We start from the raw sequence: 19,549 nt of genomic DNA on the forward strand, positions 1-19,549 counted from the left end.
GATGCGTGGCAGAAGAAAGCGACGACGACAAAACAGAAGCCCCCACACCCCACCGACTTGAAAAAGCACGGGAAGAAGGGCAGATCCCCCGATCCAAAGAGCTGACCTCACTACTTATTTTGCTGGTGGGTGTGTGCATTATCTGGATTGGTGGGGAGTCGCTTGCCCGCAGACTGGCTGGCATGCTGTCGACCGGATTACGTTTTGACCACAGTATGGTCAACGACCCGAATCTGATCCTGAGCCAAATCATCCTGCTGATTAAAGACGCGATGATTGCGCTGTTGCCGTTGATTACCGGCGTCGTTCTGGTGGCACTAATCTCCCCGGTGATGCTTGGTGGCTTGATTTTCAGCGGTAAATCCCTGCAACCCAAATTCTCTAAGCTGAATCCGTTACCGGGCATTAAGCGCATGTTTTCCGCGCAAACCGGCGCAGAACTGCTCAAAGCGATACTGAAGTCCACGTTAGTGGGAAGCGTGGCCGGATTTTATCTCTGGCATAACTGGCCGGCGATGATGCGTCTGATGGCGGAGTCACCGATTACGGCGATGGGCAACGCCCTGGATTTAGTCGGTATGTGTGCACTACTGGTGGTGCTTGGCGTCATTCCGATGGTGGGGTTCGACGTCTTTTTCCAGATCTATAGCCATCTGAAAAAACTGCGTATGTCGCGTCAGGATATCCGCGATGAATTTAAGCAAAGCGAAGGTGACCCGCACGTTAAGGGCAAAATTCGTCAAATGCAGCGCGCGGCCGCTCAGCGTCGTATGATGGCGGATGTACCAAAAGCAGACGTTATTGTCACTAACCCTACGCACTACTCAGTGGCGTTGAAGTATGACGAGAACAAAATGAGTGCCCCGAAAGTTGTCGCTAAGGGGGCCGGACTGGTTGCGCTGCGCATTCGTGAAATTGGCGCAGAGCACCGTGTTCCTACGTTAGAAGCGCCACCACTGGCGCGTGCGCTCTATCGCCATGCTGAAATAGGTCAGCAAATACCGGGTCAATTGTATGCCGCCGTTGCCGAAGTACTGGCATGGGTATGGCAGCTAAAACGCTGGCGTCTGGCTGGCGGCAAGCGTCCACCACAACCTGAAAACCTTCCGGTGCCTGAAGCACTGGATTTCATGAACGAGAAGAATACTGATGGCTAATCTGGTCGCGATGCTGCGTCTGCCCAGCAACCTGAAATCCACGCAATGGCAAATCCTTGCCGGACCGATCCTCATCCTGCTGATCCTGTCGATGATGGTGCTGCCGCTGCCGGCTTTCGTCCTCGATTTGCTGTTCACCTTTAACATTGCGCTGTCGATCATGGTGCTGCTGGTGGCGATGTTCACCCAGCGTACGCTGGAGTTTGCCGCATTCCCGACGATTTTGCTGTTTACCACATTATTACGTCTGGCCCTGAACGTCGCGTCGACCCGTATCATTTTGATGGAAGGACACACCGGCGCGGCGGCGGCGGGGAAGGTGGTTGAAGCCTTTGGTCACTTCCTGGTGGGCGGTAACTTCGCGATCGGTATCGTGGTCTTCGTGATTCTTGTCATCATTAACTTTATGGTAATCACTAAAGGTGCAGGACGTATCGCCGAGGTAGGCGCGCGCTTTGTACTGGACGGAATGCCCGGCAAGCAGATGGCGATTGATGCGGATTTGAATGCCGGTCTGATTGGCGAAGATGAAGCCAAAAAACGACGCTCGGAAGTGACCCAGGAAGCGGATTTTTACGGCTCAATGGACGGTGCGAGTAAATTCGTCCGTGGAGACGCCATCGCCGGTATTTTGATCATGGTGATCAACGTAGTCGGCGGTCTGTTAGTTGGGGTGTTGCAGCATGGTATGAGCATGGGCAGCGCTGCGGAAAGTTATACCCTGCTGACCATCGGTGACGGGCTGGTGGCACAAATTCCTGCGCTGGTTATCTCTACCGCGGCGGGCGTTATCGTGACCCGCGTGAGTACCGACCAGGACGTAGGTGAACAGATGGTGACCCAACTGTTCAGCAACCCCAGCGTTATGCTGCTCAGTGCGGCGGTACTTGGACTTTTGGGCCTGGTTCCGGGCATGCCGAACCTGGTGTTTCTGATGTTTACTGCCGCATTACTGGGCCTGGCCTGGTGGATGCGCGGTCGTGAGCAAAAAGCGCCGGATGAACCGCAGCCGGTGAAAATGCCGGAAAACAACTCCGTGGTGGAAGCCACGTGGAACGACGTGCAGTTGGAAGATTCGCTGGGCATGGAGGTAGGTTACCGCCTGATCCCAATGGTGGATTTTCAACAAGATGGTGAGTTGCTGGGGCGAATTCGCAGTATTCGTAAGAAATTTGCCCAGGATATGGGCTTCCTGCCGCCGGTGGTACATATCCGTGACAACATGGATCTGCAGCCGGCCCGCTATCGAATTTTGATGAAAGGGGTGGAAATTGGCAGCGGTGACGCCTATCCGGGACGCTGGCTGGCCATTAACCCAGGTACTGCCGCCGGGTCGCTGCCGGGTGAGAAAACGGTCGATCCGGCTTTCGGACTGGACGCTATCTGGATTGAGAGCGCATTGAAGGAACAGGCGCAGATTCAGGGCTTTACGGTGGTTGAAGCCAGTACCGTTGTCGCTACGCATCTGAATCACCTGATTGGTCAGTTTGCCGCGGAGCTGTTCGGGCGCCAGGAAGCGCAACAGCTCCTGGACCGCGTCTCACAGGAGATGCCAAAGCTAACCGAAGATCTGGTCCCTGGGGTTGTGACGCTGACCACACTGCACAAAGTACTGCAGAACTTACTGGACGAAAAAGTACCGATTCGCGATATGCGCACCATTCTCGAAACGCTGGCTGAACATGCGCCGCTGCAAAACGATCCGCATGAGCTTACTGCGGTAGTCCGTGTTGCGCTGGGGCGCGCCATCACCCAGCAATGGTTCCCGGGTAATGAAGAGGTTCAGGTTATTGGCCTGGATACCCCGCTTGAACGTCTGCTGCTGCAAGCATTACAGGGCGGCGGCGGTCTGGAGCCTGGTCTGGCGGACCGGCTGCTGGCCCAAACCCAGGAAGCGCTCTCCCGCCAGGAAATGTTGGGCGCGCCGCCGGTATTGCTGGTTAATCACGCGTTACGTCCGTTACTGGCACGCTTTTTACGTCGCAGCATTCCGCAGTTGGTGGTGTTATCGAACATGGAGCTTTCTGATAACCGCCATATCCGCATGACGGCGACTATTGGAGGTAAATAATGCGTAACTTACTGTGGCTGTTGTTGTTTCCTCTGGCGGTACAGGCAGCCGGAGAAGGGGCATGGCAGGCAAGCGGGATGGGGATCACCTTAAACCACCGTGGTCAGTCAGCGTCGTCTGCACCTCTGGTTCCGAGCCAACCAGTCTCGGGTTTGATGACCTTAGTGGCGTGGCGCTATGAGCTTAATGGCCCAACTCCTGCAGGGTTACGTGTGCGTTTATGCTCTCAGTCTCGTTGTGTCGAGCTGGACGGGCAAAGTGGCACCACCAACGGGTTCAATAATGTTCCTGCCATTGAACCTATGCATTTTGTCTGGGAAGTTCCTGGCGGCGGTCGCCTGATCCCCGCCTTACAAGTACAGAGCAATCAGGTGATTGTGAACTATCGTTAACGCCTCTCTTCATTAGGCCAGCAGCAGAAACTGCTGGCTGCTTCGCAATTTTAGCCCTCCGCTTTGATTAAAAAGAAACGCTGTTTTATAAAATTGGTGACATACGTTGCCGGACTCTTTGTGCTGTTGCCATTTCGCGAACATCCCTGGCAGAAACAGAAAGGTTTCACTTGCTGTTAGCTTTTACTGTGACCCTGAAAGGACGCCCAATATCAATGCGAGGATTGCGGGGCCTCCCAATAATGTGCAGGGGTAACGGCAATGAAGACACGTAAAATCGGATTGGTTAACTATTTTGCCTACGGTTCGGGGGATTTTTTAGGCGCAGGCACCACGGCATTAACCGCCGCCTGGCTGCTCTATTTTTACACTACGTTTTGTGGTCTGACGCCTATCGAGGCGACCTTCATTTTTGCCACCGCCAGGGTGCTGGATGCCGTGGTTAGCCCGTTAATGGGTTTTTTAACCGATAACTTTGGTTCCACCTGGCTCGGTAAACGCTTCGGGCGACGTAAGTTTTTTATTCTGTTGGGGATCCCCTGCGTCTTTAGCTACTCGCTGATGTGGGTGGGTGACATGGGATTCTGGTATTACCTGCTGACCTATCTGATTTTTGACGTGGTCTACACCATGATTCTGGTGCCTTATGAAACGCTGGTGCCCGAAATGACCGATGACTTTAAACAGAAAACCAAGTTTTCTGGCGCACGTATTTCGATGGCGCAAATGTCAGCTATTCTGGCCTCGTTCTTACCCGGCGTTCTGCTAACGCTGTTTGGCAAAGATAACCCGGTGTCTTTTTTCTATGCCAGCCTGGTGTTCTCTGTGCTGTGCGCGCTGATGCTGACTTTCGTCTGGTTCTTTACCTGGGAGCGCCCACGTGCTGAGTGGACTGAAGCCGCGCTGCGAGCCGAAGAAGAGAAGAAAAAGCTGACCTTTAGCCAAAGCATGAACCGCCTGTTCGTTGAACTGAGTTCAACACTGCGCATCCGTATCTTCCGTCAGCATTTAGGAATGTATCTCGGCGGCTATATAGCGCAGGACGTTTTTAACGCCGTCTTTACTTACTATGTGGTGTTTGTGCTGATGCAGGAAGCCTCGATGACGTCAAACCTGCTGGGAACGATGGCTATCTTCCAGTTTATTGCCGTTATCGCCATGATCCCATTGTGTATCCGCTTTGGACCCGCGCCATCATACCGGATGGTCGTTGTCCTGTTTGGCGCGAGTTCTCTCTCTTATGCGCTGCTTTACTATGCCGGGTTAAGCGATGTTTATTCTCTGTTGCTGCTGGTCTCTGCCATTGCGGGCCTGGGACGCGGCGGGATCAATTATGTTCCCTGGAATACCTATACCTATATTGCCGATGTTGATGAAGTGATTACCGGCCAGCGCCGGGAAGGAATTTTCGCTGGCATCATGACGTTAACGCGTAAGGCGTCCCAGGCGGGAGCGGTGATGCTGGTAGGGATTGTCATGCAGATGTCCGGTTTTGTCTCCGGTCACAACGTACAACCCGCGGCGGTCAGCCATACCATTCTGTTAATTCTGAGCTGCGGTACGCTAATTGTTCTGGCGCTGGGTTTCCTGGTTTCCCTGCGCTTCAAACTGAACCTGCAAACCCACAGCACCCTACGTGAAGAGACCGCAAAAATGCGTGAGTCCGGGCGGCCTGTGCTGGAAGGACTTTCCGCTGAGGGACGCGCCACCGTAGAGATGCTGTCCGGCATGCCATATGAATCACTTTGGGGTAACAACAATATTGGTTACCTGAATCGTAATAAACCAGCGGCACCGAAACTGGAAAAGGGCGCCGCATTGAATTCGACATTGACAGAGGTGAAGTAAATGATTGTTTACCCGGTTAAATACAGCCCATTGTTGCGCCAACCAGACCATTTTATTGCCAGGGATGAATTAAAAGCGTTGATCAAAAAGGTGACGCATAACCTGGTCAATATTCATGACGAGACCGGCGAGTTCTTGCTACGTCTGGACGATGGACGCGTTATTGATACCAAAGGTTGGGCGGGATGGGAGTGGACGCACGGCGTCGGCTTGTATGGGATGTATCAGTATTATCAGCAAACCGGCGATGAAACGATGCGCGATATCATCGACAGCTGGTTTGCCGATCGTTTTGCCGAAGGTGCAACCACCAAAAACGTCAACACGATGGCACCGTTTTTAACGTTGGCATATCGCTATGAAGAGACGCGTAACCCCGCGTATCTGCCGTGGCTCGACAGCTGGGCGGAGTGGGCAATGCATGAGATGCCGCGTACCAGATTCGGCGGTATGCAGCACATTACGCTGGCGGAAGAGAATCACCAGCAAATGTGGGATGACACGCTGATGATGACGGTTTTGCCACTGGCGAAAATCGGCAAGTTGCTCAACCGTCCAGAATATATTGAAGAAGCAACCTATCAGTTCCTGCTGCATGTGCAGAACCTGATGGATAAAGAGACGGGGCTGTGGTTCCACGGCTGGAGTTATGAAGGACAGCATAATTTTGCCAACGCTCGCTGGGCGCGTGGCAACAGCTGGTTAACTATCGTGATCCCGGACTTCCTCGAACTGCTCGATTTACCAGAAAAAAGTGCCGTTCGCCGCTATCTGGTGCAGGTTCTGCACGCGCAAATCGCGGCGCTGGCTAAGTGCCAGGATGAAAGTGGATTGTGGCACACGCTGCTGGACGATTCGCAGTCGTATCTGGAAGCGTCAGCCACCGCCGGATTTGCGTATGGGATCCTCAAAGCGGTACGTAAACGCTATGTCGGCCACGAGTATGCTGCGGTGGCCGAAAAAGCCATCAGAGGCATTGTGCAACATATCTCACCAGAAGGAGAATTGTTGCACACCTCGTTTGGTACCGGAATGGGGCACAATCTCGATTTTTACCGCAATATCCCGCGGACCTCCATGCCATATGGACAGGCAATGGCGATACTGTGCCTTACCGAATACTTGCGTAAGTATTTTTGAACTCGTTGGCAGATGCCGCTAACGGACCTGCTTGTTGGGGCACCTCTGTTTGCGCGGCATTATCCTGCGGCGCAAACAGATGATCCATGATTTGCCGCATGACCGGCGCGGCGGTTACGCCGTCGCTGCGCCACGGCGACTTTCGGGTTCTTATAGGGCGCAAACGCGGTATAAAACACATGGTCGCGCAAACGGACCGGAATCATTTTCGCATTGTAGGTCTGATTTTCTTTCAGGCTGAAGACCTGTGATGTGCCACTTTTCGCCGCAATGCCGTAAGGTGCGGTGTGAAAGAACTTATACCCGGTGCCGTTTGGTTCATTTGCCATGCCGAACATCGCCTGACGCACCAGCCCCCAGTAGGGTGACGATGCAGAGGCGATTTGCGACGGTGCTTCAGGAGCCTGGTACGGTGTGTGGGTTTTGCCGCTTTCTTCATCAAGTAGCAGGTGAGGGGCGATGACTTTGCCGTTGTTAATCAGTGCTACCATAGCCTTTACCATCTGGATTGGCGTGGCAATCCAGTAGCCCTGGCCGATACCGACAGAAATGGTATCCCCTTGATACCATGCTTTTTTATGTACTTTCTGCTTCCATTCGCGGCTCGGGAGCAGGCCGTTATACTCCTCATCAAGATCGATACCGGTCGGTTTACCGTAACCAAACTGGCTGAGCATGCTGTTAATCCGGTCGATCCCCATCATATACGCCACCTGATAGAAGAAGGTATCGGCGGATTCTTCAATCGCTTTGGTGACGTCCAGCATACCGTGACCGGTTTTTTTCCAGTCACGATAATGCCGCTCGGTGCCGGGGAGCGTCCAGGTGGGGGCACCGAAGAAACTGGTCTGCGGAGTGATGACTCCGTCCAGTAAAGCAGACATCGCCATGTAAGGTTTGACCGTGGAGGCGGGAGGATACAGCCCCTGCGTGACGCGGTTGATTAAAGGCAGGTCTTTATCCTGCAGCAGCTTGTTATAGTCCTGATAGCTGATGCCTTTGACAAACGGATTGGGGTCATAGCTGGGGTTTGAGACCATCGCCAGCACGGAACCGTCGTGCGGATCTTCCACCAGTACTGCCGCACGCTGGCCCGCCAGAAGACTCTCAATGTATTGCTGTAAATGTAAATCCAGCGTCAGATGGATATCTTTTCCGGCAACGGGCGGCACATCCTTGATCAAGCGGACGATGCGTCCGTGGTTATCGACTTCCACCTCCTGATAGCCGGTTTTTCCATGCAGTTCGTTTTCGTAATAGTGCTCAATACCCTGCTTGCCGATGTTGTGATCGGCGGCGTAGTTTTCTGCCAGACCTTTTTTATCCAGTGCTTTCAGATCGTTGTCGTTGATTTTTGAAACATAGCCAAGGACATGCGCCAGTGCGGCCCCATAGGGGTACTGGCGGTCTTCATAGCTATTGATATTGACGCCACTGAAATGAAACTGGTTAACCGAGAAACGGGCGATTTCTACATCGGTCAGCGCATTTTTTAGCACTACCGGGCGATAACGGCTGCTGGATTTTAGCTCATGGCGGAACTGGTCAATGTCATCCGGGGTGAGGTCAACGATCGGCGTTAACTGCCTGATTAGGGCATCCATATCGCTGATTTTATAAGGTGTAACGGAAATGTCGTACCAGGTTACGTTGCGCACCAGCGGGATGCCGTTGCGATCGTAAATCATGCCTCGCGTTGGGGCGACTGGCAGCATTTTGATGTCGTTTGCATCCGACCGGGTGGTGTAATACTGGTGCTGACGGATTTGTAGGTTGTAGAGATTGTAAATCAGGATGCCAAAACAGATGACCACCACGCCAAAGGCCACTATTACACGCCGCTGGAAGAGTTTTTCTTCCGCCTCAAAATCTCTGAATGTCATTGACCCGTACCCGATTAATTCGCCGCCTAATGATACGGAGGCTCAAACGGGATGACAGGCCAAATATGTTCCATATCTCTACGGAAATGTGTCATTCCTTGTGAGTTGTTACAGATAGCCTGTTACGGAAATAAAAAAGGCCTGAGTCCGCGTTACAGACTCAGGCCTCAATCCTTGCGAACTTACATGCGTTCTACGGTTTCGATACCCAGCGTATCCAGACCCAGCTTCAGGGTTTTCGCCGTCAGCTGCGCCAGCTTCAGACGGCTGTTACGAATCTCTTCGTTCTCAGCGCTGAGGATAGGGCAATGCTCGTAGAAGCCGGAGAACAGACCCGCTACATCGTACAGGTAGGCACACATCACGTGCGGAGTACCTTCACGGGCAACAACGGTGAGCGTTTCTTCAAACTGCAGAAGACGAGCGGCCAGTTGGGCCTCGCGATCTTCACGGATAATGACCTGCGCATTTGCCAGCGCGTTCTCGTCGATATCCGCTTTACGGAACACGGACAGTACGCGGGTGTAGGCATACTGCATGTACGGCGCGGTGTTGCCTTCGAACGCCAGCATATTGTCCCAGTCGAAGATGTAGTCAGTGGTACGGTTTTTGGACAAGTCCGCATATTTCACCGCGCCGATACCGACCGCATTCGCCAGCTTTTCCAGCTCATCGGCAGGCATATCCGGGTTCTTCTCAGCCACCAGACGACGCGCGCGTTCCAGCGCTTCATCCAGCAGATCGGCCAGTTTAACCGTACCGCCCGCGCGGGTTTTGAACGGCTTACCGTCTTTACCCAGCATCATACCGAACATGTGGTGTTCCAGCGGCACGGAATCCGGCACATAGCCAGCTTTACGGACGATGGTCCAGGCCTGCATTAAGTGCTGATGCTGACGGGAATCGATGTAATAGAGAACGCGGTCGGCATGCAGCGTTTCGTAACGATATTTGGCGCAGGCAATGTCGGTGGTGGTGTAGAGATAGCCGCCATCTTTTTTCTGAATGATAACGCCCATCGGTTCGCCTTCCTTGTTCTTATACTCATCAAGGAATACGACGGTAGCGCCTTCGCTCTCAACGGCCAGGCCCTTAGCTTTCAAATCGGCCACGATACCTGGCAGCATCGGGTTGTACAGGCTTTCACCCATGACGTCGTCACGGGTCAGCGTGACGTTCAGGCGATCGTAAGTTAACTGGTTCTGCGACATGGTAATGTCGACCAGTTTGCGCCACATCTCACGGAAATATTCGTCGCCGCCTTGCAGTTTAACAACATAGCTACGGGCGCGTTCTGCGAAGGCTTCATCTTCGTCGTAATGCTTTTTCGCGTCACGGTAGAAACCTTCAAGGTCAGCCAGCGCCATCTCTCCGGCGTTTTCTTGCTGCTGTTTTTCCAGCCATGCGATCAGCATACCGAACTGAGTACCCCAGTCGCCGACGTGATTAGCACGAATAACATTGTGGCCGAGGAACTCCAGTGTACGCACCGCAGCGTCACCGATGATGGTGGAACGCAGGTGACCCACGTGCATCTCTTTCGCCACGTTAGGCGCGGAGTAGTCAACAACAACGGTTTGTTTAGCCGGTTGAGTTACGCCCAGACGATCGGAGGCCAGCGCCTGCTGAACATGCTGCGCCAGAAATGCCGGATCGAGAAAAATATTGATAAAGCCCGGGCCAGCAATTTCAACCTTGCTGGCAATCCCGTTGAGATCCAGATGAGTCAGCACCTGCTCAGCCAGTTGTCGCGGCGCCATACCCAGTTTTTTAGCGACAGCCATCATGCCGTTGGCCTGATAGTCACCGAACTGTATTTTTGCTGACTGACGAACCTGCGGTTCGCAATCTGCAGGCGCGCCTGCAGCAATCATGGCCTGACTGACTTTTTCTGAGAGAAGAGCCTGAATATTCACCGGAATACCTTACATTTATGAAGCGGGATAAAATTCACCGCGCCAGTTTAAGAATTTAGGGCGGGAGTATACTGCAAATGCCCGTTGTCGTCAGCATCGCGAGTACTGTGCGCTGTCGGAAATGAAAGCAACGCAATTACGTATAATTATGCATATTGCGTTCGAAAAAAACAGCGGTTGGATGGCGCAGCGCAACAGAGTAAATTAGCGGCTTTGAACATGGATATGAGCTTTTATTATGGCGAACTGGCAAACAGTTGCAGAACTGCATGATATTTCCGCAGATTTACCGCATTTCGCGCAGGCGTTAACGGAACTTTCCACCCGTCTTGGTCTGGATGTCACACCGCTTGAAGCCGATCACATTTCTTTGCGTTGTCATCAAAATACTACCGCAGAGCGCTGGCGTCGTGGATTTGAGCAGTGCGGTGAATTATTGTCAGAGAACATCATCAATGGCAGACCCATTTGCCTGTTCAAACTCCATGAGCCGGTTTGCGTCCTGCACTGGACATTTTCTATCGTAGAGCTGCCGTGGCCGGGAGAAAAGCGTTATCCACATGAAGGTTGGGAACATATTGAGATTGTCCTGCCGGGAGATGCGGAGACGCTGAATGCTCGAGCGTTGGCGCTGCTTTCCGATCAAGGCCTGAGTCAGCCGGGCATCTTTGTGAAAACCAGCTCACCGAAAGGAGAACGGGAGCGCTTACCGAATCCTACGCTGGCGGTCAGCGATGGCAGTGTGACGATAAAGTTTCATCCGTGGTCGATTGAAACCATTGTGGCAAGTGAGCGACAGGAGTGAACATGGCCTTACTGGAAGTTTGCTGTTACAGCATGGAATGCGCGCTTACGGCGCAGCAAAACGGCGCGGATCGCATTGAGCTTTGCGCGGCGCCCAAAGAAGGGGGCTTAACGCCGTCACTGGGCGTATTGCGTTCGGTTCGCCAGCATGTGGCTATTCCCGTCAACCCTATTATCCGCCCACGTGGAGGGGATTTTTGTTATACCGACGGTGAATTCGCGGCAATGCTGGATGATATTGCGATGGTCAGAGAACTGGGATTTCCAGGGCTGGTGACCGGTATTTTAGATGTGGATGGCAATGTCGATATGCCGCGCATGGAAAAAATAATGGCTGCTGCCGGTCCGCTGAATGTCACTTTTCATCGGGCGTTTGATATGTGCGCTAACCCACTCAATGCGCTACAAAAACTCTCTCAATTGGGCATCGCCAGGGTACTGACTTCCGGGCAAAAATCAGATGCAGTGCAAGGTTTAACAAAAATAATGGAACTTATTGCGCTGGCGGGTGCTCCAATCATTATGGCCGGAGCGGGGGTTCGCGCCTCGAATTTGTCCCTGTTCCTGGATGCTGGAGTGCAGGAAGTCCATAGTTCTGCCGGAGTATGGCTGGCTTCCCCAATGCGTTATCGCAATTCGGGGTTGTCGATGTCTTCGGATACGCAGGCGGATGAGTATTCTCGCTATGCGGTAGACGGAGCGGCGGTTGCTGAAATGAAAGCAATCATGGCACGCCATCAGGCCAGCTGATTTTTACCGTTGCATCATGTCGCCCAATATGATGCTTGCTCGTACCAGGCCCCTGCAATTTCAACAGGGGCCTTTTTTTCTCCTTCATATTTCAAGCCGCAGCAGCGTTAGCCGCCTCGCGCACCCCGGTCACGTAGTTATCTACGCTCCCGGGGATTTGCTGCGTTGCCGCCTTGCTGCAACTTGAACTATTTTGGAGAAACGGTGCTATACGTAACGGTCATTCGGCAATCCATTACGGCTTACGCGCAATCAATACCGCACGTAATGGGGCGGGGTAGCCTTCTACCGTTTTACTGTGGTCGTTCGGGTCGAGGAAATCGGCCAGCGATTCGGTTATCATCCACTCGGTGCGACGCTGCTCTTCGGTAGTGGTGACGCAGACATCGGCGATGCGTACATCAACAAATCCGCATTTTTCCAGCCAGTTTTTTAGCGCCAACGCAGACGGGATAAAATAGACGTTACGCATCTGCGCGTAGCGGTCACCCGGCACCAGTACGGTATTTTCATCACCCTCGACTACCAGCGTTTCCAGTACCAGTTCACCCTCTTTAACCAACTGATCTTTCAACTGCCACAGGTGTTCCAGCGGGGAACGTCGATGATACAGCACGCCCATGGAAAACACGGTATCAAAGGCGTTGAGCGCCGGAAGCTGTTCAATACCCAGCGGCAGCAGATGCGCACGCTGATCGTTGCCCAGCAGTTTACGCACCGCTTCAAACTGGCACAGGAACAATTGCGTAGGATCGATGCCCACCGCCAGGTGCGCCCCCGCGCCAATCATACGCCACATGTGATATCCGCTGCCGCAGCCGACATCGAGAATGGTACGCCCGGTAAGATCCGATAAATGCGGCAGGACGCGATCCCATTTCCAGTCTGAGCGCCATTCGGTATCGATATTGACGCCGTACAGCGAGTATGGCCCTTTCCGCCATGGCATCAGGTTCCGCATCAGAGTGTCGATGCGTTTGAGTTGACCGTCGCTGAGCGGTTGCTCGCTTTCTGCGGTGACGCTATGCAGTAAGTCCAGACGATACGGCGTTAACTCTGGCAAAAACTCCACCGCATTCGACCACTGCTTAAATAAGCCATGCTGATCGCGCTGCCAGGCAGCGATTTGCGCCGGAAGCGTTTCCAGCCAATGGGAAAGGTGATTTTTGGCAATCAGTTGATAAAAGTTACCAAAGTCGATCATGCGCTGACCTCAGCTTTCAGCGCCACCAGGGAACCAAAGTTGAAGCACTGGAACCACAATTCGCTGTGCTCAAAACCAGCCTGATGCAGGCGCGCTTTGTGTGTTTCTACGGAGTCGGTCAACATCACGTTCTCCAGCATGCTGCGCTTCTGGCTGATTTCCAGTTCGCTATAGCCGTTTGCGCGTTTGAAGTCGTGGTGCATGTTGAACAGCAGCTCGCCAACTTGAGCGTCTTCGAAACTGAATTTTTCCGACAGCACCAGCGCGCCACCGGGATTCAGTCCCTGATAAATCTTATCCAACAATGCCTGGCGCTCAGCTGGCTCAAGGAACTGCAGGGTAAAATTCAGCACCACCATCGAGGCGTTTTCGAGAGTAATGTCGCGAATATCGCCTTCGATGACTTCAACCGGAGTAGGGGCCTTATAAGCGTCAATATGGCGACGGCAGCGCTCCACCATCGCCGGGGAATTATCAATGGCAATAATTTTGCAATTCTCGTGATGAATATTGCGACGCACTGAGAGCGTCGCCGCGCCCAGAGAGCAGCCGAGATCGTAGACCTGCGTGTTGGGTTGGACGAAACGTTCGGCCAGCATGCCAATCATCGAAATGATATTGGAGTAGCCGGGAACGGAACGCTGGATCATATCCGGGAAGACTTCAGCTACCCGTTCATCAAAGGTCCAGTCACCCAGACTGGCGATAGGCGCAGAAAAAAGCGTGTCGCGGTGAGACATAACGTAAAAATCCGGGAAAAATAAAGTGGCGTATTGTGCGCTAATGCAGGGAGAAAACCAACTCCCAGGGCATATACCAAAGATTCGCCAGCACCATTAGCAACAGCGAACACCAGGTCGCGCTCATGCCTGAACGCCGCCAGCGGAAAAGCCGGTGGTGGAATCCGTAATAATGCATCAGTCGTCCGGCAATCAACATCAGTCCGCAAATATGCACCATCCACGTTTCTGCGCCGTTCATTTCCATAAATAACAACAGCACTAACGCGACAGGAATATACTCCACCGCATTACCATGAATACGGATAGCGCTTTGCAGTTCGCTAAAACCACCGTCACCATAAGCAACGCGGTACTGCATACGCAGGCGAACGACGTCAAATGAGAACTTTATTAACAATAACGCACCCAATACGGCATAAAGCGCGCTTACCATACAAACTCCCTTTAAAATGGCAGATGGCACTCTCTATGATAGGTGGCAATTTCAGAAAAGAGAAGATTGCTGTGGAATAGACGGTGCTGATCCGATCTCTGGCAGGGCGTTACGTAAATCCGCCCATAACGTGTCTACAAGCTCCGGGGCCTGCGCGATATCCGGCGTATGCAAAAATAAATACGGCGTCGTGGACTGTTGCCACAGCGCCAGTTTGGTTAACCAAACTGCAAATAACTGTCGGTTTTGTGCCATATCATCGCTACCGATAAAACGCACCATCGGATGATTGGCTGTTACCACTGCATGAACCGGAACCTTTGGTTTCTTACGCTGAGCTTCTCGTACCGCTTCAGTATGCGGGATGGCGGCATGCACCGGGCGACTGTCTAAAATCACCCGGTTTACACCTCGCTCATGCAGGCCGCGATTCAGTTGCTGCTCGGCTTCGCCTTTGGCAAAGAAATCCGGATGGCGAACTTCGACACCGTAGGTAAAAGATTTGGGGAGCGCATCAAGAAACGGCCACAGAGCGGACAGGTCGCGTGGGGCAAAGGTGGCGGGTAATTGCAACCAGTATTGCCCGATGCGCGCTTCCAGCGGCGACATGCGCGTTAAAAATTCCTGTACCAAATCATCACAGTTACGCAACGCGGCCTGATGTGAAATGGTGGCCGGAAACTTAAAACAAAATCGAAACGCATCGGTGGTTTGTGCATGCCAGCGGGTGACAATCTCGGCTTTTGGCAGCGCATACAGCGTGGTATTGCCCTCCACACAGTTAACATGACGGGCGTTAGGGGTTAACTTACTGATTTTAATAATCCTCTACTGCTAGTTTGTGGTCTATGGGGCATCAATGGGGCAAAATCACCCAGCTTCTGATTCAGCATTGCGATCTGCTCTGCGTTATTGTCTGCCATCCATGCGCCGTACACATTGAAAACCATTTGCGCACTAGCGTGCCCCATCTGACTGGCTATAAAGCTTGGATTGGCGCCAGCGGCCAGTGACCAGCACGCGTAAGTGTGGCGCGACTGGTAAGCTTTTCGATGCCTGATCCCCGCCTTTTTTAACCCTGCGTCCCACGAGTCACCAAACGAATCAACCTTGTAGATAACCCCCACATCCTTACTTCGACGGACTATCTTAGGGTTAAAGACAAATGTACAGCTGTGCTGCGTTGTTCGACCATATTCACGCAATTGCACGTTGATGTGATACTGCTGCCCGAGTCTAGTCATTTCCATCTGATTCCTTAACGCATCGATGGCTGGCTGAATGAGGTGTATCACTCTATCCGTACTGGCGTCCGTTTTCGGTAGTGTGAACTCGCCCAGTTTTGTATAATTACGGCGAATTGTTATTGTACCCGCTTCAAGGTCTATATCTTCCCATGCCAGGGAAACCAGTTCTCCGTGACGAACACCTGTGTACACCGCCAGTGACCACATGTTTTTCGTCTGCTGATGCCGGCACGCATCTATCAGACGGATGAATTCATCACGGCTGAGCGGATCTGGCTCCACCCTGGCCCTTTTTAATGGCTTTATTCCATCAAAGGGATTTGCCTTTATGTACCCATTATCGGCGGCGAACTGGAACATTCCGGCGATAGTCGTCATGTAGTAATTGACGGTGACCGCGCTCCGGCCCTTAACAGGGATCCTGCCCTTTGCCGCGCACTGATAACCCATCAAAAGCTCTTTCCTGATGTACAGCAACTCTTCTTTCTCAATCGCTGTCACTAGTCGGGTAGCCCCGATCAGCGGTACAACAACTGCCACGACCGACTCGTACCGTTTGTGCGCGTTCGCGCTGATTTCCATCTTTTTCAGATCCAGCCACTTCTCTTCGAGTTCTTTCACTGTGATTTCTTTCTTGCCCAACCCAAAAATTTTAAGGTTAGGTGAATCTGGAAACCGTTCAGCATAATCAAAGCTTCCCGTGCGGATGGCAAAGCATACCGACACCCGCAGTTCCCCGGCGATCTTCCTGTTCTTAGCGGTGTCAGGGACACCGAGGTTTTCCCTGACGCGCTTACCTTTAAAATTAAACCAGATGCGCAGACTGCCACCGTGGTTTTCGACGCCTGTTGGATATGTGATTTTATCCATTAATACCTCCAGACGCCCAAGAGCGATACGAGCTTACCTTTTTCATGGCATCAAATCATCCTGGCTGCTTGCTTTTCATTGAAGCGACCCAGGCATCTACAGCCTTTCTGTTATACATGCACTCACTGGAAGGTTTTGGATTCCCGTCAGGTGATACGTGGATATACTCCCTCCCAACCATCCAGCACTCTTTTCTGGCCCGGAGGATGGTACCGGGCTTGAGCCCGGTCACCGCGATCAGAACACTTTCACAAACCCAATCGTTAGGAGCTAACTGAATAACATTGCTCATATACCCGCCTCACACCACGTTCAGGCCACGGCAGTGGCACCACGTTTCGAACATTCGTTTAACCACTTCCCGGCAGTAGAATCCTTCCTGATCCCTCGAGAGGTCGTAGCGGTTTCCGTACCGCTGACGAACCCAGATTTCAAATGCCTTATTCAATTGATCCCTCCAATTTTTCATCAACCCGACGAACGCAACGCTCAAACGACGACGGCGTAACAATCTTTTTCAACTCAGCAACCAGGTAATCGTTGTGTCGCTGGTGGAGTTGCATGTTGTTTTCTTTTTCAATCTGGCGGAGAACAGCAAGACGGGCTGTGATGATGCGACGCTTCGCTTTTACAACCCGTAAGGCATTCTCTGCCTTTTTGCGCCACGCACTCCATTCACTACTACTGTTTGAGTTGGACAACTGGTCTTCAATGCTCAGTTGTGTTTCTTCAGCGATTACCAGTTGCTGGAGGCAGTCATTTACAGAGTTCAGATTGTCTGTATTGATAAATGATTTTTGCATCACTTCACCTCCACACCGATCCCTGCGATAACACAGGCTCGTTCTATAGCTTCTTTTACCCAGCGCTTATAGCTTTCCGGATGGAATACCTCGCTTTTCCCGGTACCGCTCCAGAACGCTTTTGACGTAATATCTGGCAGGGTGATGGTCAACGGTTTACCAGAAGTGACATCGCTAACCACTCTCTCCCAGCGGTCGCCAGTCTGCGATTCAAGACGCTGAATTAACTCCCCAATACTTAAAGGGGCGATCAACTGCTGGCGTAAGCGCTGAATCTCCTCAGCCATGTAGTAGCCTGTTTTGCTCCAGGTATCCACATCATCACCGACCATTTCTGGTTCCATGGTCGCCATCAGAACGGCGTCGTGATAGTTCTGGCTGCCACTGGTAATCGCAACAGCGTAGGTGTCACTGTTTTCGCGCTTATGGATAAGCACGACAGGGTTAGTGATTTTGCTCATTCCGCTGTCTCCCGCTCAGCTTCGATGATGGCATCTACAGCCATCACCAGGGTTTTGGCGAGGTCGTCGTAATCCTGCCATGCATCATTGCTAAAAAAATTCGTGAGCATTACTGGCGCTATCTGCACAACGAGGTGCTGGCGATAGGTCATGCCACGGGGAGTATCGATGCGCGGGCATGGGTAAGCTGAATGCTGGTCTTTGCTCATCGTGTCGCCTCTCGTTGAATTGTCTTGTAGGCTCGCAACATATCGCGAGATTTTCCGGACAAAACCGTCTTCATGAAGAACATTCCACTACGGTTTGCAACTATTCCTGGTGTGCAGAGCAGCGTGGCGTCTACCACGCGGTTATGTTTACGGAACTCAAACACAGTGCTGGTGATCACGATGTTCGCTACGGCGCCATAGTCCTGATATTCGATTTTCATGCCAGATGCTCCTCAATAATTTTGAAAGCATCATCACGGCATGGCATCACGACGAACTCAGGATTACCGTATGCAGTGTTGATCACTGGATCGAACTGAATGCGAACCGCTCCAGCCTCACCGGAAGGGCGTAACTGGATGGGAATAAACTTCCGCTCGCGACCAAACATCTTTTCCGGATAACTGAGGTATTCAGCCTGGATAACCGGATTGATACTGAAATCCACTTTTTTCGGGATGACGCGTTCCATATCAGGAAAGCGACCATCAACAAGTTTGATGCCGGTGATCGAAATCCGGCGTTCGAATGCGTCGCGGTGAATGGCAAACGCTTCTTTGTTAAATACCAGTTCAGTGGTTTCCGCTTTCGCCGGAACCGGCCCTTCAAACTGGACGATGATGTTTTTCTTCGTCCGGATGCCGTGCTCCATGCGCAGGGCTACATGCCCGTTAGTCGACTCGATATATTTCGGAGTGATGTGCACACCATTCAGGTAGTAACGGACATCATTTTTTGCTGCGCATACCAGAGCTGCGCGAATAAGTTTCGACTGGAGGATCATGCTTCCACCTCCACGAAGATCTCTTTCGGATCCTTACGCAGAACGAAGCCACCAAATTCAGGATGTTGCCAGCGCTTGCGTTTACCGCTTGGGCGAACGGATTCTTCCAGCAGCACCTGAAATGCGTGAATGAACGATTCATGATGTACGCACAGCCCACGAACTCCCGGCAACTGTCTGGAGGGCAGGTTTGCGAACTGAACAAGACGACGGCACGAAGGATCGGACAGACTGGTTTCCCATGACACTTTGTGTACCGGAACGAATTCGGCATCGGTATTCACGAATTCAGTCGAACTAATGCGCCGTTGTGGTAGAGAGGAAGATACAGGCGAAGCAGCAACCAGGTTGGCGCCACTCACTTCCATTACTGCTTTCATCGTCGCTGATGCGGTTGCTTCGGCCACAACGCGGGCCAGTGAAAGAATGTCATGGTTCATGCTGATTTCTTGCTGGTGTGATTTAGCTACTGGCACTTCTTTGCTGTATGTGCCTGTGGTCATGATGGCAGGGAGTACATCCTCACAAACCCAGTCCTGTACGCGTTCAGCCGATGGAAGCTGGCTTCGCAGGATAAGGCGGAACAAGTCGGCCTGACCCGCCAGCTGAGTACCGCGCGGTTTTTCACCAAAACCCAATTCTAACGATTCGTTATAATCAAGTTTAATCAACGCCTTGCAGTGGTCTTTCAGGGCTTTTGCCGGGTTCGTATAACCGAGGGATTTAGCCAGTTCTACAGCGTCAAATGCTGGCCTTCCCTCATAAAGAATTCCGCTCATCGAAAAATTGAGTTCTTCTGAGCTAAAGGTCATAAGTTGTTTATTCATCGTTATT

19 protein-coding genes and 2 pseudogenes are annotated in these 19,549 nt (G+C 52.3%); 7 read left to right on the forward strand and 14 right to left on the reverse strand.

Annotated features, from left to right (window positions below):
* Positions 1 to 5: 5 nt before the first annotated feature.
* From flhB to FDX11_RS00595, 5 genes are all read left to right on the forward strand, one after another.
* Positions 6 to 1,157 carry a flagellar biosynthesis protein FlhB gene (gene flhB, locus FDX11_RS00575; RefSeq protein WP_079939875.1) on the forward strand — a complete coding sequence of 384 codons (1,152 nt, stop codon included), beginning with the start codon at positions 6 to 8 and terminating at the stop codon, positions 1,155 to 1,157.
* Positions 1,150 to 3,228 (forward strand): flagellar biosynthesis protein FlhA, encoded by a 2,079-nt coding sequence (gene flhA, locus FDX11_RS00580; RefSeq protein ID WP_003034666.1) that lies wholly within the window; start codon positions 1,150 to 1,152, stop codon positions 3,226 to 3,228. The genes flhB and flhA overlap by 8 nt, the downstream gene beginning before the upstream one ends.
* Entirely contained in the window at positions 3,228 to 3,620 is a 393-nt protein-coding gene (flhe, locus tag FDX11_RS00585; protein WP_061381096.1) for a flagellar protein FlhE, read from the forward strand. The genes flhA and flhe overlap by 1 nt, the downstream gene beginning before the upstream one ends.
* Positions 3,621 to 3,881: 261 nt before the next feature.
* Positions 3,882 to 5,468, forward strand: coding sequence for an MFS transporter (locus FDX11_RS00590; RefSeq protein WP_137397275.1), 1,587 nt, complete (start codon positions 3,882 to 3,884; stop codon positions 5,466 to 5,468).
* A complete protein-coding gene (locus FDX11_RS00595) occupies positions 5,469 to 6,608 on the forward strand; it encodes a glycoside hydrolase family 105 protein (protein ID WP_137397276.1) in 1,140 nt (379 codons plus the stop codon).
* Here the strand turns inward: FDX11_RS00595 and mrdA are convergent.
* Both mrdA and argS read right to left on the reverse strand, forming a co-directional pair.
* Positions 6,580 to 8,491 (reverse strand): annotated as a pseudogene (mrdA, locus tag FDX11_RS00600) (penicillin-binding protein 2). The gene FDX11_RS00595 and the pseudogene mrdA overlap by 29 nt on opposite strands.
* A 182-nt stretch (positions 8,492 to 8,673) precedes the next feature.
* Positions 8,674 to 10,407, reverse strand: coding sequence for an arginine--tRNA ligase (gene argS / locus FDX11_RS00605; protein WP_079223710.1), 1,734 nt, complete (start codon positions 10,405 to 10,407; stop codon positions 8,674 to 8,676).
* A gap of 238 nt (positions 10,408 to 10,645) precedes the next feature.
* On the opposite strand from argS, the gene FDX11_RS00610 reads away from it, so the two are divergent.
* Both FDX11_RS00610 and cutC read left to right on the forward strand, forming a co-directional pair.
* Entirely contained in the window at positions 10,646 to 11,212 is a 567-nt protein-coding gene (locus tag FDX11_RS00610; RefSeq protein ID WP_042307793.1) for a VOC family protein, read from the forward strand.
* Between the two features lie 2 nt (positions 11,213 to 11,214).
* The gene (cutC, locus tag FDX11_RS00615) at positions 11,215 to 11,961 is read left to right on the forward strand and encodes a copper homeostasis protein CutC (RefSeq protein ID WP_061381099.1); all 747 of its coding nucleotides are present in this window, start codon (positions 11,215 to 11,217) and stop codon (positions 11,959 to 11,961) included.
* Positions 11,962 to 12,196: 235 nt separating this feature from the next.
* Here cutC and cmoB read toward each other — a convergent pair whose 3' ends face one another.
* The 12 genes and pseudogenes from cmoB to FDX11_RS00675 all read right to left on the reverse strand — a co-directional run bounded on the left by cmoB (position 12,197) and on the right by FDX11_RS00675 (position 19,542).
* Positions 12,197 to 13,165: a tRNA 5-methoxyuridine(34)/uridine 5-oxyacetic acid(34) synthase CmoB gene (cmoB, locus tag FDX11_RS00620; protein WP_038641441.1), complete on the reverse strand. Its 969-nt coding sequence runs from the start codon at positions 13,163 to 13,165 to the stop codon at positions 12,197 to 12,199.
* The gene (gene cmoA, locus FDX11_RS00625; RefSeq protein ID WP_042307799.1) at positions 13,162 to 13,905 is read right to left on the reverse strand and encodes a carboxy-S-adenosyl-L-methionine synthase CmoA; all 744 of its coding nucleotides are present in this window, start codon (positions 13,903 to 13,905) and stop codon (positions 13,162 to 13,164) included. The genes cmoB and cmoA overlap by 4 nt, the downstream gene beginning before the upstream one ends.
* A gap of 40 nt (positions 13,906 to 13,945) precedes the next feature.
* On the reverse strand, positions 13,946 to 14,341 hold the full coding sequence (locus FDX11_RS00630; protein WP_003833847.1) for an MAPEG family protein: 396 nt from the start codon (positions 14,339 to 14,341) through the stop codon (positions 13,946 to 13,948).
* A 51-nt stretch (positions 14,342 to 14,392) separates the two neighbouring features.
* On the reverse strand, positions 14,393 to 15,166 hold the full coding sequence (locus FDX11_RS00635) for a DUF72 domain-containing protein (protein WP_137397277.1): 774 nt from the start codon (positions 15,164 to 15,166) through the stop codon (positions 14,393 to 14,395).
* Positions 15,145 to 16,458 carry a site-specific integrase gene (locus FDX11_RS00640; protein ID WP_047400034.1) on the reverse strand — a complete coding sequence of 438 codons (1,314 nt, stop codon included), beginning with the start codon at positions 16,456 to 16,458 and terminating at the stop codon, positions 15,145 to 15,147. The genes FDX11_RS00635 and FDX11_RS00640 overlap by 22 nt, the downstream gene beginning before the upstream one ends.
* 55 nt (positions 16,459 to 16,513) lie before the next feature.
* Entirely contained in the window at positions 16,514 to 16,750 is a 237-nt protein-coding gene (locus FDX11_RS00645) for an excisionase family protein (protein WP_019077032.1), read from the reverse strand.
* A 148-nt stretch (positions 16,751 to 16,898) separates the two neighbouring features.
* The gene (locus FDX11_RS00650) at positions 16,899 to 17,261 is read right to left on the reverse strand and encodes a hypothetical protein (protein WP_023063003.1); all 363 of its coding nucleotides are present in this window, start codon (positions 17,259 to 17,261) and stop codon (positions 16,899 to 16,901) included.
* Positions 17,261 to 17,431, reverse strand: a pseudogene (locus FDX11_RS25325) (ATPase); the annotation flags it as partial. The pseudogene FDX11_RS25325 and the gene FDX11_RS00650, both read right to left, overlap by 1 nt.
* A 287-nt stretch (positions 17,432 to 17,718) precedes the next feature.
* Positions 17,719 to 17,931, reverse strand: a complete 213-nt coding sequence (locus FDX11_RS25215) for a hypothetical protein (RefSeq protein WP_071701002.1) — start codon at positions 17,929 to 17,931, stop codon at positions 17,719 to 17,721.
* Positions 17,928 to 18,152, reverse strand: coding sequence for a hypothetical protein (locus tag FDX11_RS00665; protein WP_047400042.1), 225 nt, complete (start codon positions 18,150 to 18,152; stop codon positions 17,928 to 17,930). Before FDX11_RS00665 ends, FDX11_RS25215 begins: the two co-directional genes overlap by 4 nt.
* On the reverse strand, positions 18,149 to 18,715 hold the full coding sequence (locus FDX11_RS00670) for a hypothetical protein (RefSeq protein ID WP_016150517.1): 567 nt from the start codon (positions 18,713 to 18,715) through the stop codon (positions 18,149 to 18,151). Before FDX11_RS00670 ends, FDX11_RS00665 begins: the two co-directional genes overlap by 4 nt.
* Positions 18,712 to 19,542, reverse strand: coding sequence for a Bro-N domain-containing protein (locus tag FDX11_RS00675; RefSeq protein WP_016150516.1), 831 nt, complete (start codon positions 19,540 to 19,542; stop codon positions 18,712 to 18,714). Before FDX11_RS00675 ends, FDX11_RS00670 begins: the two co-directional genes overlap by 4 nt.
* Positions 19,543 to 19,549: the final 7 nt, after the last annotated feature.

Source organism: Citrobacter sp. wls714 (assembly GCF_005281025.1).
Classification (GTDB): domain Bacteria; phylum Pseudomonadota; class Gammaproteobacteria; order Enterobacterales; family Enterobacteriaceae; genus Citrobacter; species Citrobacter werkmanii.